Origin of the sequence: Pseudomonas sp. AD21 (assembly GCF_002878485.1) — a bacterium.
Classification (GTDB): Bacteria; Pseudomonadota; Gammaproteobacteria; order Pseudomonadales; family Pseudomonadaceae; genus Aquipseudomonas.
The window spans coordinates 33,662-48,694 of the sequence record NZ_NQYG01000027.1 but is presented as its reverse complement, the minus strand read 5'-3'; the positions used below and the strand labels follow the sequence as shown (position 1 = coordinate 48,694).

The window sequence follows — 15,033 nt, the reverse complement described above, 5'->3', positions numbered from 1 at the left end:
CCCCACGTTACGATGAGACGTTTTCCGGCAATCTGGCGATCACCTTGATCTCGAAGCGAAAGCCTGCCAGCCAGGTCACGCCCACCGCCGTGATCGTCGGATAGGGCGCCTGACCCCAGAACTCCGGCACCACTTCCCAGATGGTTTCGAACGTCGATTGCGGATCGACCATGAACACCGTCACATCCACCGCATCATCGAAGCTGCACCCGGCGGCATTGAGGATCGCATTCAGATTGTTGAAGGCCAGGCGCACCTGATTTTGCAGGTCCGGTTCGGGCGAGCCGTCCTCACGGCTGCCCACTTGTCCCGAGACGAACAGGAAACCGTTGGAGCGAATCGCCGGCGAGTAGCGATGGCGTTCGTAGAGAGTGTGGCGGGCCGGAGGGAAAACTGCATCACGTTGTGTCATGGGGTGTCTCCATCATTGCTGGAACGTTGACGATGGAGCGACTTTAGGGACTTGCGCAGTGGCGATAAACGCGCAACCTTGGCGTTCACTGTTTGCAGATTCCAAACAATCAGAGGGCGAAAAGTGGACCGTTTCGATGCAATGCAGGCGTTCGCCCGGGTGGTCGAGGCGGGCAGTTTCACCAAAGCCGCCGAGACCCTGCACATAAGTAAGACCACCGTGACTCAACTCGTCCAGCAACTGGAGGCGCGGCTGCGGGTGAAGTTGCTCAACCGCACCACGCGCAAGGTCAACGTCACCGCCGATGGCGCGATTTACTACCAGCGGGTGATCAGTTTGCTGGCCGATCTGGACGATGCCGAAACCACGCTGTCCGGTGCCTCGGCGATGCCCAAGGGCCGGTTGCGGGTGGATGTGCCGAGTCCGCTGGCACGCCTGATTCTGATGCCGGCGTTGCCCGACTTTCACCAGCGTTACCCGGACATTCAGATCGACATGGGCGTCAGTGACCGCATCGTCGACATCATTGATGAGAACGTCGATTGCGTAGTGCGCGGCGGCGAACTGCTCGATCAGTCGCTGATGGCCCGGCGGGTGGCCGATCTTCAATTGGGGGTATTCGCTGCGCCGAGTTACCTGGCCGTTGCCGGCACGCCAATGCATCCGCGGGAGTTGGAAGACTCCCATCATCGAGTGGTCGGTTTTCTCTGGGCGCGCACCGGCAAACCGGTGCCTTACGCCTTGCACAATGGCAGCGAGCACCTGCAGATCAAGGGGCGCCACGTGTTGGCGGTCGACGACGGCAATGCCTACCTCGCGGCAGGCCTGGCCGGCATGGGCGTGCTGTGGTTGCCCAGGTACATGTCAGATGCTCATGCCATGCGGGGTGAACTGGTGCCGCTGTTCGAGGACTGGCAGCTGGAACCGATGCCACTCTACGTGGCGTACCCGCCGAACCGGCATGTCAGCCTGAAACTTCGGGTGTTCATTGACTGGATCATCGAGCTGATGGCGCAACATGCGCCGGTCATGGCGCGCCAAGGTTATTGATCAACCACTCACTGAAACTGCGCGCCATCGGCTCGTTTTCGCTGTCGCGATGGGTCAGCAGTGCCCAGTTCGGGCCGCGAATGGTTTGCTCAACCAACGGCAGCAATAGCCCGCTTTCCTGCGCCTGACGGCTGAGCAACTGACTGACCAGCGCAATCCCCAGGCCGGCACACGCAGCGTCCAGCAGCAGGCCCGGATCGGAGAAATTCAGGCCCTGATCCTGCTGCCCGACATCGACTCCGGCCTCGACCGCCCAATGGCTCCAGTCCATTTCCCGTTCGCCGTGCAACGTGCTGCGCTGCGCGACGGGTTGCGCCAACACGCTCGGATGACAGGCCGGGTAGAGGCGGTCGGCGTGCAGCACCTTGAAGCTGCATTCGGTCTGGGAACTGATGTCGTCGCGCACGGCGATATCGATGGTTTGTGTCGCCATGTCCGGCACTTCATCGGTGCTGTAGATCCACAGATCCACTTCTGGATGCCGAGCGCGAAAATCCGCCAGACGCGGCAACAACCAATGTCGGGCGAACGCTGGCGTGGTATTGAGCACCAGTTGATTGGGCTTCTGATATTGCCCGAGGCGACGGATGCCGACCGCCAATTGCTGGAGCATCGCCTGGGTGGTGCTGAGCAGATCGTGGCCGGCGTCGGTCAGTGCCACGCTGCGCCCGCTGCGGAAAAACAGCGGCTGTTCGAGGTACGCCTCGAGGCTACGGATCTGCTGGCTGATCGCAGATTGAGTGAGGCTCAACTCATCGGCGGCCTTGTGAAAACTGCCCAGGCGTGCAGCTGCTTCAAAGCCGCGCAGGGAGCTGAGTGGTGGCCAGTGTTTGAGCATATCGATAAGTTCCTCTAATCAGTTATCCGCTAAATCCATCGTTTGTTTGCCTGTTTATGCGTCCGTAGCATGGTCGTAGTGAACACATTGGCTTAACTAACGAGGCTTATCATGCAGCACAATGACAATAAAAACAGCGCCTGGATGATGCCGGCGGAATGGGTCACCCACGCCGCCACATGGATGGTCTGGCCGCACAACCAGACGCTGTGGGAGTCGGGTTGGCGCGTGACGCTGGCGCAGGTGCAGGAAGACTTCGCCCGGGTGGCCAATGCCATCGCCCGTCTCGAACCGGTGAAACTGGTGGTCGATCCGTCAGCGGTCGCCAGCGCCAAGGCGCTGTGTGGTGCCAACATCGAGCTGATCCCGCTGGCGGTCAACGACAGTTGGTGCCGTGACTCCGGCCCGAGCTTCATCTGCCATCCGCAGCAAGGGCTGGCGGGGGTGAGCTGGCGCTTCAACGCGTGGGGCGGCAAGTCGGCGCACGACCTGGATGAAAGCCTGGCACGCCGCGCACTCAATCATCTTGGCCTGGAATGCTTTGGCACGCCGCTGAGTAACGAGGGTGGGGCGATTCACGTTGACGGCGAGGGCACGCTGATCACCACCGAGTCGGTGCTGCTCAATCCCAATCGCAACCCGGGCATCGGCAAGGCCGAGATGGAAGCGATTTTCAGCCGCTTGCTGGGGGTGAAGAAAACCATCTGGTTGCCGGGCGATCCGGATTACGTCACCGGCGACATGACTGACGGCCACGTCGATGGTGTCTGTGCGTTCGCCCGTCCCGGCGTGTTGCTGGTGGACGCGACCCACGACCAGCACTCCGTGTACGCCGAAGTGGTGCGCGAGAATCGCCGCGCGCTGGAGCTGGCGACCGATGCACACGGCCGTAAATTCCAGCTGATCGAACTCTACGAAGCCAGCGAAGCGGTGGACGCTGAAGCCGAAGTGTTCTGTGCCTCGTACACCAATTTCTACATCGCCAACGGCGCGATCATCATGCCGGCCTACGGCATCGAGGCTGACCACGTCGCAGCCAAAGTGCTCGAACAGGCGTTCCCCGGACGCGAAGTGGTGCCGGTGCGCATCAATCACCTGGCCCACGGCGGCGGTGGCGTGCATTGCATCACCCAGCAGCAACCCGCCTGGCCGCTGGAGGGTTGATTGATGAGCCATCTGACCATCGCCACCACCCAGATGCCGTGCACCTGGGACCTTCAGCGCAACCTCGATCAGGCCGAGCAACTGGTTCGCGAGGCGGCCGCGAAGGGCGCGCAGGTGATCCTGTTGCAGGAGCTGTTCGCCACGCCGTATTTCTGCATCGAGCAAAGCCATAAACACCTGGCCCTGGCCGAGGAGTTTCGCGACAGCCGCCTGCTCCAGCGCTTCGCCGCACTGGCGAAAGAGCTGGGCGTGGTGCTGCCGTTGAGCTGGTTCGAGAAGGCCGGCAACGCCTATTTCAATTCGCTGACCGTGGCCGATGCCGGCGGGGGCCTGTCGGGGGGGTACCGCAAGACCCACATCCCCAACGCCATCGGTTATCAGGAGAAGGAATATTTCAGCCCCGGCGACAGCGGCTTCAAAGTCTGGGACACCGCGTTCGGCCGCCTCGGCGTGGGTATCTGGATCAGTGGTTCCCCGAAACGGCGCGTTGTCTGGCGTTGATGGGCGCTGAAGTATTGTTGTTTCCCACCGCCATCGGCACCGAACCTGGCTGCGCGGCGCTGGATTCTCGCGATCACTGGCAGATGACCATGCGCGGTCACGCGGCTGCCAATCTGCTGCCGGTGGTGGCTTCCAACCGCGTCGGGCGCGAGGTGGCGACCACCGATTCGTCGCTGCACATGAGCTTCTACGGCTCGTCTTTCATCAGCGATCACAAAGGCCAATTGCTCGCCGCCGCCGACCGCGACAGCACCGGCGTGCAGGTGCGCAGCCTCGATCTCGAGGCCATGCGCGAGGAGCGCCTGAGCTGGGGCATCTACCGTGATCGCCGGCCGGACATGTATGGCGCGCTGCTCAGTCATGACGGTCGCCACCTCCATGCACGCTGGAACACTCAAGGGGTTTGAACATGGCTACGCACCACAAACGACTGCTCGGCGCGCTGGGCCTGGCGCTGACTTGCGTGATCCCGTCGCTGCATGCCGAGGACAAAACCCTGCGGCTGTACAACTGGGCCGATTATTTTGCCGAAGACACCCTGAGCCGGTTCACCGCCGAAACCGGGATCAAGGTGATCTACGACGTCATGGACGGCAGCGAAACCCTCGAAGCCAAGATGCTCTCCGGTGGCAGCGGCTACGACCTGATCTTCCCCGGCGACACCGTGGCCGAGCGCCTGATGCGTGCCGGCAGCCTGATGCCGCTGGATCAATCGAAGCTCACGGCGCTCGCCGAGATCGAACCCGGCTTGCAGAAATTGCGCAGCCATTACGAACATTCCAGTCAGGCCACCGTGCCCTATACCTGGGGCACCATCGGCCTGACGTATAACGCGGCGCAGATCCAGCAGCGCATGGCCGACGCGCCGGTCAATAGCCTGGACCTGCTGTTCAAGCCGGAACTGGCGGCGAAATTTGCCGATTGCGGGATCTCGATGATCGACTCGCCGGATGAGGTGCTGGCGGTGGTACTCAATTATCTGGGACGCGATCCGCGCAGCGCGAAACCGGCAGATCTGGCGGCGGCCAGTGATTTGCTGATGAAAGTGCGCCCGTACATTCGCAAGTTTCAGTCGCAACCGGTGACCGATCTGGTCAACGGCAACCTGTGCCTGTCGCTGGGTTACAGCGGCGACATGACCCAGGCTCAACGCACCTCGGACAGCGCTGGCAAGACCACGAAATTCCAGTACCGCATTCCCCGCGAGGGTACTACGGTGTGGATGGACACCATGGCGATTCCGGTCGATGCCAAACACCCGGAGTACGCCTACGCATTCATCAACTTCGTGATGCGCCCGCAGAACATGGCCGCGATCAGTAACTTCACCGGCTACCCGACCTCCAACGCCAAGGCGCGGGCCAGTGTCGATGCCGCTATGCGCGACAACCCGGACATCTACCTCGACGACGCGACCTATGCTCGATTGATCCCGGGCAAGGACATTCCCCAGGCCGACATGCGTGCCCGCATGCGCACCTGGACCAAGTTCAAAACCGCCACCCATCCGTGATGCAACCGCCGGCGCCTGGTCGCCGGCCATTTTCAGGAAAGCCAACATGTCGACTCGTCGTGAGTTCATCAAACAAGTATCAGTCGCCGCCGGTGTCAGCGCCGCGTTTATGGGCCTTGGTCTGTCGCCGGGCAAACTGCTGGCGGCCAGTGCGCAGGACTGGTTCATGCCGGACGAGGGCGACCAGCACGAGCGCGCGTTCATTGCGTTCGGTGCGCAGGACGCGATCTGGGAGGACTTCACCGCTGACGTGCAGGCCGCACTCGGCCGCATCGCCCGCGCCATTGCCCGGTATGAGCCGGTGACAGTGTTCTGCCGCAAAGGCGAGCGCAGCCTGGCCGAGCAGTATTGCGGCACGAGCAATGTCACCTACGTGACTGCGGCGCTCGACGACATCTGGATGCGTGACATCGGCGCCAACTTTGTCATCGACGACAAGGGCGGTCTCGGTGCGGTGGACTTCAACTTCAATGGTTGGGGCGACAAACAGCAGCACAGCAAGGATGCGAAAATCGCCGCGACAGTGGCCCACGACACGCAAGCGACTTACCTGCGCAGCGAGCTGGTGGGCGAGGGCGGCGGCATCGAAGTCGACGGTCACGGCACCGGGATCATGACGGAAAGCAGCTGGATCAACAGCAACCGCAATCCGGGGTGGAGCAAGGCAGACGTCGAGGCCGAACTGAAGGCGCGGCTGGGCCTGCGCAAAATCATCTGGCTGCCGGGGATCAAAGGCAAGGACATCACCGACGCCCACGTCGATTTCTACGCGCGGTTCATCAAGCCCGGCGTGGTCATCGCCAACCTCGATAGCGACCCGCAATCCTACGATCACCCGGTCACGCTGGCGCACCTGGAGATTCTCAAGAAGGCCACCGACGCTGACGGTCGGCCGCTACAGATCCACACGATTTCGCCGCCGCTCGCTCCACGCAAGAGCAAGTTCAGCCAGAACAACCCGGACTTTGCTGCCGGTTACATCAACTATTTCGTGATCAACGGCGCGATCATCGCCCCGGAATTCGGTGACAAGGCGGCTGACCAGAAGGCATACGAGCTGCTGTCGAAGCTGTACCCGGAGCGCAAAGTCGAGCTGCTGAACATCGACGCGATTGCGGCCGGTGGTGGCGGGATTCACTGCGTGACCAGTCATCAGCCGCAAGCGTGATTGACTCTTTGGCCCATCGAGCCAACTATCGGCGGATAACAAATGACCGATGGGCCAGACCTTGATCGAACGACGTCAATTCAGCGGAGGCATGAAGGGCAAAAACCTCCGCTATCTGAATGAACAATCTGCAGATTCGCGCCTCACCCGCACCGGTTTCCTGCTGCTGGAGCACTTTTCGCTGCCGGCCTTCACTCAAGCGCTGGATACGATCATCACCGCCAACCTGCTGCGTGCCGGGCTGTTCGCCTCGCGCACGTTCGGCCTGGGCGAGGCGCAGGTGATCAGCGATCTGGGCCTGGTCATTCGCCCCGATGCACGGATTGACCTGGCCAGCCTGGCGGAGCTGGATTTGCTGGTGGTGTGCGGTGGCTACCGCACGGAGCTGAAGGCGAGCGAAGAGTTGATCAGCCTGCTGCGTGCGGCAGCGGAGCGTGGCGTTAGCCTGGCCGGTTTGTGGAACGGGGCGTGGTTTCTCGGACGCGCCGGGCTGCTCGAGGGTTATCGTTGCGCGATTCATCCGGAACACCGCCCCGCGCTCACGGAAATTGCCAAATCTACTCAGGTCAGCAGCGAACCTTATGTGATCGATCGCGACCGGCTCACGGCATCCAGCCCGTCGGGGGCTTTCCACATGGCGCTGGACTGGATCAAGAACCTGCACGGCAAAGCGCTGGTTGAAGGTATCGAGGATATTCTGGCGTTCGAAGAGTCGCGTTATCGGCGGATCAAACCGGACGAAAACCTCTGTGTCAGCGCACCGTTGCGCGAGGTGGTCAAACTGATGGACGCCAACCTCGAAGAGCCGCTGGAGCTGGAGCAACTGGCGGTGTACGCCGGCCGCTCGCGGCGGCAGCTGGAGCGTTTGTTCAAGGAGCAACTGGGCACCACACCGCAGCGCTACTACCTGGAACTGCGCATCACCGAAGCCCGGCGCCTGCTGCAGCACACCGAGCTGTCGCAGATGGAAGTGCTGGTGGCGTGCGGCTTTGTTTCGCCGAGTCATTTCAGCAAATGCTATAGCGCGTTTTTCGGTTATCGACCGTCCAAGGAAAAACGCCTGGTCAAATAGACCGAGCAGTTTTCTGCCTCCAGCCCGCTCCCACAATTTTAATTGGGTGGTGCCAGGGCCACTGGGGCAGCGCCGGCCCATTGTGGGAGCGGGCTTGCTCGCGAAAGCGGTGTGTCAGTCAGCATATGAGGTGGCTGATGTGGCCTCTTCGCGAGCAAGCCCGCTCCCACAGTTTTAATTGGGTGGTGCCAGAACCACGGCACAGCGCCGATCCATGTGGGAGCGAGCCTGCTCGCGAAAGCGGAGTATCAGTCAGCATATGCGGTGGCTGGTATGGCCTCTTCGCGAGCAGGCTCCCTCCCACCGTTTTGATTGGATGGTGCCAGGGCCACTGGCGCAGCGACGTCCCATTGTGGGAGCGGGCTTGCTCGCGAAGGTGGAGTATCAGTCAGCATATGCGGTGGCTGATGTGGCCTCTTCGCGAGCAAGCCCGCTCCCACAATTTTAATTGGGTGGTGTCAGAACCATTGGCTTGGTGCGTCCCCCTGTGGGAGCGGGCTTGCTCGCGAAAGCGGTGTGTCAGTCAGTATATGAGGTGGCTGGTATGGCCTCTTCGCGAGCAGGCTCACTTCTACAGTTAATCGGGTGGGGTGAGAACCATTGGGGCTCAAGGTCTCGGTGGCCCGACTCGTGAATCAGTTCCATACTCCTGCGGCGGTTTGGCAAACATCTTCGATCCTGACAGGAGCAAGGCCATGAGTAATAAACCGACCATTGTGCTGGTACACGGTTTCTGGGGCGGCGCGGCGCATTGGGGCCACGTCATTGTCGAGCTGACGCGCAGGGGCTACACAGACATCCGGGCGGTGGAGATGCCACTGACCTCGCTGGCCGATGATGCAGAGCGCACTCGCAAGATGATTGCGCAACAGCGCGGGCCGGTGCTGCTGGTCGGGCACTCTTACGGTGGGGCGGTGATCACCGAGGCCGGCAACCAATCCAATGTTGTCGGTCTGGTGTACATCGCCGCGTTCGCCCCGGATGCCGGCGAAAGCCCGGGCGGCCTGACTCAGCAACATCTGCCGCAGGCTGCGCCGAACCTGGCACCGGACAGCGACGGTTTTCTGTGGCTCAAGGCTGACAAGTTCCATGAAAGCTTCTGTCAGGACCTGACGGCCGATGAAGCGCTGGTCATGGCGGTCACTCAGAAAGCGCCGGTGGCCAGTACCTTTGGCGACCCGATCAGCAATCCGGCCTGGAAAAACAAGCCGAGCTGGTATCAGATCTCCAGCCAGGATCACATGATCCACCCGGACAACCAGAAGATGATGTCGGCGCGCCTCGGCGCCAGGAAAGTCATCACGCTGGAGGCCAGTCATGCTTCGCTGGCGTCGCATGCCGCCGAGGTGGCGGCGTTGATCGATGAGGCAGCGATGTCTGCGTCGAGCGTCTGATATTCAGTCGCGGAGCACGTAACAGGCTTATCTGGCCCGCAGCAACTTGCGGTAATCCACCGGCGAGATCCCGCGCGCCTGACGGAAGGAATGACTGAAGGAACTGGCCTGCGAGTAACCCAGCATCAGGGCGATGTTCATGATGCTGGTCTCGGTGCGACGCAGGTAATGGTCGGCCAGTTCCATGCGCATGGTTTCCAGCACCTGATTGAAGTTTTCCCCTTCGGCCGCGAGTTTGCGCTGTAAGGTGCGCGGCGAAATCGCCAACTGCCGGGCCAGGCTTTTCAGGCTGAAATCGCCGGTCGGCAATTGTTCGGTGAGCAGCGCGCGCAAGCGGTCGGTCACGGAAAATGCCGGGTACGACAGGCACAGCTGCCAGTCGGCTTCCAGCAGCATGCTGCGGTGCATGCGCGGGTCGGCACCCTGGATCCGCGTCGAGAGTGTCGACTCGGCAAACACCAGTGCGTTGCTCCCGGCCTCGAACTGCACCGGGCAGCCGAAAAAGTGTTCATACAGCGCCGGTTCGCCGACGGCGGCATGCATCATTCGCACTTCCAGCATCGGCTGGTTGCTTGCGACCAACCAGCGCCCGAACGCCGCCCAGCCGACCATCAGGGCTTCCTGGTGCAGGGCGCAATAAGGTTCCAGTTCACTGGTGCGCTGATCTTCGAGGGTCACGCGGCCGTCGCCGATGACGACCCGGGTCTGGCTGGAAGGGCTGTCGTAGAGAATCTTGCCGAAGCGCAGCATCATATTCAGCGACTCGCCCAGCGTCGGGCTGGTCATCAGCACATACCCCAGCACGCCGTAGGTGCCGGGGCGCACGGCCGCGCCGACCAGCAGGCCGAAATGCGCCAGGTTGCTGCTGCGCGCCGCCAGTTCCAGCAGGGCGCGCAGTTGCTTCATGGGGATGCGCACAATGGAGTCGGACAACTGCTCGCGTGACAGTCCGGTCTGGTGCAACAGCCAATCGCCATCGCAGCCGTGTTGCTCGGCGACATCAAGGACGTGGTTAACGAAGGCAGCGCTGGAGGTGGCGGGTCGCATGGGGGGAGGGGAAGTCCGGTAATCCGGTGATCTTGCTTTTCCGAAAAGTGAAGGAAGCGACGTCGCCAAGGTACGCGGCGTCAATAGACCCTACATGCGCCCGATCACCGGGATGCCGGTGCCGGTGACCGCCGAAGCTTGTTCCGAAATCAGAAACAGAATGACCGCCGCCAGTTGGGCTGGCGTTACCCAGCGCTGGTGCTCGGCGTCGGGCATGGCCTCGCGGTTTTGCGGGGTGTCGAGAATGCTCGGTAGCACGGCATTGACGGTGATGCTCATGTCCTTGAGCTCTTCGGCGAGGCTTTCGGTCAGGCGCAGTACGCTGGATTTCGACGCGGCGTAGGCGCCCATGCCCAGCCCGGCCTTCGCCGCCATGCTCGCACCGATGTTGACGATGCGCCCGGCCGAGGACTGCAGCAGTAATGGCAGCAGAGTTTTGCTGGCGTTCAAGGCGGTTCGCAGATTCAGCGTGTAGAGCCGATCCCAGGCGTCTATCGTCCCGCCCAGCAACGGCTCCCACGCATAGCCGCCGGCACCATTGACCAGCGCATCGAGGCGGCCGAAATAGCGGTTGATCTGCCGGGCGACGTCCTGGCAATCGGCAAGGGAGGCCAGATCAACGCCGGACAGGACCAGTCGGTTGTGAGAGGTGGGCAGCCCGATCGTCGCCTGATCGATCAGCACCAGATCCGCGCCCTGGGCTGCGGCCATGTCCGCCAGGGTCTCGCCGAGATTCCCCAGGGCGCCGGTAATCGCCACAACGCGCCGTGAGAGTGACTGAGTCATCAAGAGTCCTTTCCTTTTTAAGGGCGCATACTCTAATGATATCGGCCGCCCGTGGCATGCTTTTGGGTGTCAATTTGTTGTGCAAAAGTGCCAATTTTTTATGCTTGGAGAAACCTGCGCAAAGGGTCGTTAAACAGGCGTCAGAAAGTTGGCTTGCTGACGGTGTCGAGGCTGCAGAAAAGGCGTGACTTTATTCGCCTTCAGTCACAAGTTGTCAGCCCACGAGAGGGTGAGTAAGCTGCTCTGATGAATCAGCCATCGATCACTTCATCCCCACCCAGTACTCGTGGCCCCGTCGATCATGACATTCGCGATCAGATTGTCGCGGCTGCCAACGAGCATTTCAGCCAGTATGGCTACGGTAAAACCACGGTGTCCGATCTGGCCAGGGCCATCGGTTTTTCCAAGGCGTACATCTATAAATTCTTTGATTCCAAACAGGCGATCGGCGAAGCGATCTGCTCAAATTGTCTGGGGCAAATCGTTGCAGCGGTAGAACAGGCGATTAACGCAGAGGCGATTTCACCGACCGAGCGTTTACGCAGGTTGGTGAAAACCGTGATTGCCACGGGTGTGAACCTGTTCTTCAATGATCGCAAGCTCTACGACATCGCGGCATTTTCTGCGGCGGAGCGCTGGCCCAGTGCCCAGGTGTATGAGGAGCAGATCAAGCGCTTTATCTTCGACATCGTGCGTGAAGGGCGAGAGGCCGGAGAGTTCGAGCGCAAGACCCCCCTGGACGAGACCGTCGAGTCGATCCATCTGGCCCTGCGTCCCTTCGTCAACCCGTTACTGCTGCAACACAATCTGGATTTTATCGAGGTAGCGCCCACGCTGACCTCCAACCTTATCCTGCGCAGCCTGATGCCCTGACCCAACGCTGATCACTGTTCAGGTGATCTGAGCCAGAGCGACATCCCCCTTATCAGGTTCCTGTTCCCGGCACATGCGTGCCGGTACGGCGTTAAGTTTTGCTGTGTGTGACCATTGACTGAAATGGTCACATGGATAATATGGCTTCGCTGTCGTTCTCGATGTTCTTTTTCAGTGATCCCATAGAGTCCAGATAATGAAAAAAATAATGCTCAAAAATCCCGTTGGCCTGGCCGTCGTGCTGGCGTCCTCCAATGTGTTGGCCGGTGGCTTTGCACTCAACGAACAAAGCATCAGCGGGATGGGATCCGGTTTTGCCGGGCGATCTTCATCAGCCGAAGACGCCAGTACGATCTACGGCAACCCGGCGGGCATGGCGCGGCTTGAACGAGAGCAGATCAGCGTGGGGGCGGCTACGTTGTTAGCCAAGTCTGACATCAGCCGGACTCGCAGTACCTTCGGCGGCAAGGAAGACGGCGACATGGTGCCCACCACCACTGTACCGATGGGGTATTACGTCAAACCGATCGATGAGCATTGGGCATTCGGCGTCGGGTTTTATGTGCCTTTCGGGTTGATCACCGACTACGGCAGTGGTTTTGCCGGACGCTATTACGCCAACAAGAGTCAAGTCACCACGCTGACCTTCCAACCGACGATCAGCTACGCCTTTAACGAAAAAGTCTCGATCGGATTCGGGCCGACCATCAACCGTATCGGCGGAGAGATATCGGGCATGGTGCCCAATCCACTCAGCCCGGGGCGTAATGACGGCAAGCTCAAAAGCACCGGCGATGACACTGCACTGGGTTTCAACGCCGGCGTGCTGGTGCAGGCGACCGATCAGACTCGTCTGGGCCTGACGTATCACTCCAAAGTCAGTTACCACCTGGATGCCAAAACCAAGGTCACGGATGGCATCTTCAGTGTGCTGGGCGTCAGCGGTCGTAGCTATGACGCATCGCTGGATGTGGACACGCCGGAGTCGGTGGACTTTTCGGTGACGCATCAATTCAACAAAGACTGGACGCTCTATGTGGGCAGTACCTGGACGCGTTGGAGCCGCTTCAAGGAGCTGACGATTGAGAACAGCGGCTTGCCGCCGTTGCTGAGCGGGCAGTTGGGGACGATCAGCGAAGAGCAGAACTGGCACGACACCTGGGCTCACGCGATCGGTGCGGCCTATCAATTGAATAAGCAATGGGTGCTGCGTGGCGGGTTTTCGGTGGATCAGTCACCCACCAACAATACCAATCGCGGGCCCCGGATTCCTACCGGCGACCGTAAGGTTGTCAGCTTCGGTGCCGGCTGGACGCCGGTGGACAATGTCACGATCGATCTCGCGTATTCCTACCTTTGGGAGGAGAGCGTACAGATCAACGACACCTCGGCAACACGGGGTGCGTACAGTGCCAGGTACAAGAACAGTGCGAGCGGATTCGGTACTTCTGTCAGTTACCGCTTCTAGTTGAATGCGGTCAAGCGGGTCGGGAGTACGCGTGTCTCCCGACTCTCAGTAACCTGGTCTGAAACGATCTGGCGTTGCTGCTCAGCGCGCCACAACAGACGGCGACTCAGCGGGTTGCCAGCCACCGCCGAGAGCCTTGAATACCGCCACCGCCGCACGGGCCGATTCTGTCCGCGCTTGTGCTCTGGCGTCGGAGGCCTGCAGCAATGTTTCGTCGGCGTGCAGGACATCGATCAGGCTGGCCGTGCCTTTTTCATAGGCGATGAATGAGGACTGGCGAGCTTGAGTCAGTGCCGCTTCGCCGCCGGTGAGGGTGGTGGTCTGGGTTTGCCGATTCGCCAGTGAGGACAGCGCGTTCTCGACATCTTCGGTGGCGCGCAGTACCGACTGGCGATACGCGGCCAACGCTTCAGCCTCCTGCCCCTTGGCCTGATCGATCTGGGCGTTGATGCGTGCGAAGTCGAAAAGCCTCCAGCGCAACCCCAGGACACCGCTCGACTGGCTCGCGCCGCTGGGGAATAGATTGCCGCCGGAGACGGCTGTCGCGCTGCCCAGCAAGGCGCTGAGGGAAAATTTCGGGTAGTACTCGGCAATCGCTTCACCAATGCGCGCGTTGGAAGCTGCAAGCCGGCGCTCGGCCACGATCAGGTCCGGTCTGCGCCGCAGCAGATCCGCCGGTGTGCCAAGCGCAGTCAACGACGGCGCATTGGGAATATCGCCCTCACGTGCCAGTTGCGTGCGGTGCGTGCCGGGAGGCGTGCCGAGCATCACGTCCATCGCATTCATGGCTGCCTCCAGACCGCTTTGCAGTACCGGCACGGTTGCCTGGACTTGCGACAATTCACCCTCGGCCTGACGCACCTGGTACTCCGCGGCCAGGCCCTTGCCGTAAAGCAACCGGACCTTTTCCAGCAACGCGCGCCGGGTGTCGACTTGCTGGTTGGCAATATCCAGTCGTGCCTGTAATCCGCGCAGGGTGATGTAGATATCGGCCGTTTGCGCGCCGATCGCCAGCCGTGTCGCGGTGAAATCCGCTGCGTAGGCCTGGTACTCAGCCAGTGCCGCCTCACGTCCGCGGCGCAGTCCGCCAAACACATCGACTTCCCAGCCCGCCTCGAGGTTGGCCTCGTAAGCATTGCCGTAACGCTCGTATCCCGGTGTTGAATTCAATACCTGGCCCAGTGGCGTCTCGACGGACTGATAAGCGCGCGCCGCCTGTGCGTTGATATTCGCTGAGGGCAGCAGTGCTGCGTTTGCCGCACCCAGGCCGGCCCTTGCCTGGGTGACGCGCGCCGACGCCTGTGCCAGGTCCAGATTCTGCTGCAGGGTCTGGTTGATGTAGTCGGTCAGCAGCGGATCATTAAAGTTTTCCCACCAGGCGACAAGGCTGCCTGGTGTCGATTCGGATCGCGGTTCGACAGCAGACCGACCCAGGTAATGATCCGAAAGCGGGGCGTCTGGACGATGGTAATCCGGACCCACCGCACAGCCTGCCATCAGGCCGGCAGTAACCACAAGAGCAATCGGGCGGAGGGCAGGCATTGGCGTTCCTTAAGGGGATTTCGTGACCATATTACTTATTGGTCACTAAGTGTCAATTGTGTTCGATTGATCTGATCGAGCATCATCGCAAGGATTATTCCCGGATAAGGCTAAAGACTGGAGCGTTGAATGCCGAATGCAATGTGACTATTGACGATAATGGTCACAAGGCTGAGAATATGATGATCATCCTATTCCAGTAAGG

13 protein-coding genes and 1 pseudogene are annotated in these 15,033 nt (G+C 60.8%); 9 read left to right on the top strand and 5 right to left on the bottom strand.

Translation table 11 applies throughout. The annotated features are described in order from the left end of the window. Positions 1-7: 7 nt before the first annotated feature. Positions 8-412 carry a RidA family protein gene (locus PseAD21_RS17070; RefSeq protein ID WP_102356692.1) on the bottom strand — a complete coding sequence of 135 codons (405 nt, stop codon included), beginning with the start codon at positions 410-412 and terminating at the stop codon, positions 8-10. Between the two features lie 123 nt (positions 413-535). Here PseAD21_RS17070 and PseAD21_RS17065 point away from each other — a divergent pair, with 123 nt between their 5' ends. After that, positions 536-1,462 (top strand): LysR family transcriptional regulator, encoded by a 927-nt coding sequence (locus tag PseAD21_RS17065; RefSeq protein ID WP_102356691.1) that lies wholly within the window; start codon positions 536-538, stop codon positions 1,460-1,462. Here PseAD21_RS17065 and PseAD21_RS17060 read toward each other — a convergent pair. Further along, positions 1,440-2,300 (bottom strand): LysR substrate-binding domain-containing protein, encoded by an 861-nt coding sequence (locus tag PseAD21_RS17060; RefSeq protein WP_102356690.1) that lies wholly within the window; start codon positions 2,298-2,300, stop codon positions 1,440-1,442. The genes PseAD21_RS17065 and PseAD21_RS17060 overlap by 23 nt on opposite strands. A 111-nt stretch (positions 2,301-2,411) precedes the next feature. Between PseAD21_RS17060 and PseAD21_RS17055 the strand changes: the two genes are divergently transcribed. The 6 genes and pseudogenes from PseAD21_RS17055 to PseAD21_RS17025 all read left to right on the top strand — a co-directional run bounded on the left by PseAD21_RS17055 (position 2,412) and on the right by PseAD21_RS17025 (position 9,112). Next, the gene (locus PseAD21_RS17055; protein ID WP_102356689.1) at positions 2,412-3,464 is read left to right on the top strand and encodes an agmatine/peptidylarginine deiminase; all 1,053 of its coding nucleotides are present in this window, start codon (positions 2,412-2,414) and stop codon (positions 3,462-3,464) included. A gap of 3 nt (positions 3,465-3,467) precedes the next feature. Further along, positions 3,468-4,372 (top strand): annotated as a pseudogene (gene aguB, locus PseAD21_RS17050) (N-carbamoylputrescine amidase). 2 nt (positions 4,373-4,374) lie between these two features. After that, positions 4,375-5,478, top strand: a complete 1,104-nt coding sequence (locus PseAD21_RS17045) for an extracellular solute-binding protein (RefSeq protein WP_102356688.1) — start codon at positions 4,375-4,377, stop codon at positions 5,476-5,478. A gap of 46 nt (positions 5,479-5,524) precedes the next feature. Then, positions 5,525-6,646: an agmatine/peptidylarginine deiminase gene (locus PseAD21_RS17040; RefSeq protein WP_102356687.1), complete on the top strand. Its 1,122-nt coding sequence runs from the start codon at positions 5,525-5,527 to the stop codon at positions 6,644-6,646. 49 nt (positions 6,647-6,695) lie between these two features. Then, positions 6,696-7,718: a GlxA family transcriptional regulator gene (locus tag PseAD21_RS17035; RefSeq protein ID WP_102356686.1), complete on the top strand. Its 1,023-nt coding sequence runs from the start codon at positions 6,696-6,698 to the stop codon at positions 7,716-7,718. 695 nt (positions 7,719-8,413) lie between these two features. Next, entirely contained in the window at positions 8,414-9,112 is a 699-nt protein-coding gene (locus PseAD21_RS17025) for an alpha/beta hydrolase (RefSeq protein WP_102356685.1), read from the top strand. A gap of 27 nt (positions 9,113-9,139) precedes the next feature. Here PseAD21_RS17025 and PseAD21_RS17020 read toward each other — a convergent pair whose 3' ends face one another. Both PseAD21_RS17020 and PseAD21_RS17015 read right to left on the bottom strand, forming a co-directional pair. After that, positions 9,140-10,159 carry an AraC family transcriptional regulator gene (locus tag PseAD21_RS17020; protein ID WP_102356684.1) on the bottom strand — a complete coding sequence of 340 codons (1,020 nt, stop codon included), beginning with the start codon at positions 10,157-10,159 and terminating at the stop codon, positions 9,140-9,142. Between the two features lie 90 nt (positions 10,160-10,249). Continuing rightward, on the bottom strand, positions 10,250-10,945 hold the full coding sequence (locus tag PseAD21_RS17015) for an SDR family NAD(P)-dependent oxidoreductase (protein ID WP_102356683.1): 696 nt from the start codon (positions 10,943-10,945) through the stop codon (positions 10,250-10,252). A 246-nt stretch (positions 10,946-11,191) separates the two neighbouring features. Between PseAD21_RS17015 and PseAD21_RS17010 the strand changes: the two genes are divergently transcribed. Both PseAD21_RS17010 and PseAD21_RS17005 read left to right on the top strand, forming a co-directional pair. Beyond that, a complete protein-coding gene (locus tag PseAD21_RS17010) occupies positions 11,192-11,818 on the top strand; it encodes a TetR/AcrR family transcriptional regulator (RefSeq protein WP_102356682.1) in 627 nt (208 codons plus the stop codon). Between the two features lie 196 nt (positions 11,819-12,014). Beyond that, positions 12,015-13,286, top strand: coding sequence for an OmpP1/FadL family transporter (locus tag PseAD21_RS17005; RefSeq protein WP_102356681.1), 1,272 nt, complete (start codon positions 12,015-12,017; stop codon positions 13,284-13,286). An 81-nt stretch (positions 13,287-13,367) separates the two neighbouring features. Here the strand turns inward: PseAD21_RS17005 and PseAD21_RS17000 are convergent, their stop codons facing one another. Further along, entirely contained in the window at positions 13,368-14,828 is a 1,461-nt protein-coding gene (locus tag PseAD21_RS17000; protein WP_102356680.1) for an efflux transporter outer membrane subunit, read from the bottom strand. Positions 14,829-15,033: the final 205 nt, after the last annotated feature.

Bases quoted from the DNA above. Each gene is read 5' to 3' on its own strand.
- PseAD21_RS17025 (WP_102356685.1), top strand. From the start codon at position 8,414: ATGAGTAATAAACCGACCATTGTGCTGGTACACGGTTTCTGGGGCGGC.
- PseAD21_RS17010 (WP_102356682.1), top strand. From the start codon at position 11,192: ATGAATCAGCCATCGATCACTTCATCCCCACCCAGTACTCGTGGCCCC.
- PseAD21_RS17045 (WP_102356688.1), top strand. From the start codon at position 4,375: ATGGCTACGCACCACAAACGACTGCTCGGCGCGCTGGGCCTGGCGCTG.
- PseAD21_RS17035 (WP_102356686.1), top strand. From the start codon at position 6,696: ATGGGCCAGACCTTGATCGAACGACGTCAATTCAGCGGAGGCATGAAG.
- PseAD21_RS17005 (WP_102356681.1), top strand. From the start codon at position 12,015: ATGAAAAAAATAATGCTCAAAAATCCCGTTGGCCTGGCCGTCGTGCTG.
- PseAD21_RS17060 (WP_102356690.1), bottom strand. From the start codon at position 2,300: ATGCTCAAACACTGGCCACCACTCAGCTCCCTGCGCGGCTTTGAAGCA.
- PseAD21_RS17000 (WP_102356680.1), bottom strand. From the start codon at position 14,828: ATGCCTGCCCTCCGCCCGATTGCTCTTGTGGTTACTGCCGGCCTGATG.
- PseAD21_RS17070 (WP_102356692.1), bottom strand. From the start codon at position 412: ATGACACAACGTGATGCAGTTTTCCCTCCGGCCCGCCACACTCTCTAC.
- PseAD21_RS17055 (WP_102356689.1), top strand. From the start codon at position 2,412: ATGCAGCACAATGACAATAAAAACAGCGCCTGGATGATGCCGGCGGAA.
- PseAD21_RS17040 (WP_102356687.1), top strand. From the start codon at position 5,525: ATGTCGACTCGTCGTGAGTTCATCAAACAAGTATCAGTCGCCGCCGGT.
- PseAD21_RS17020 (WP_102356684.1), bottom strand. From the start codon at position 10,159: ATGCGACCCGCCACCTCCAGCGCTGCCTTCGTTAACCACGTCCTTGAT.
- PseAD21_RS17015 (WP_102356683.1), bottom strand. From the start codon at position 10,945: ATGACTCAGTCACTCTCACGGCGCGTTGTGGCGATTACCGGCGCCCTG.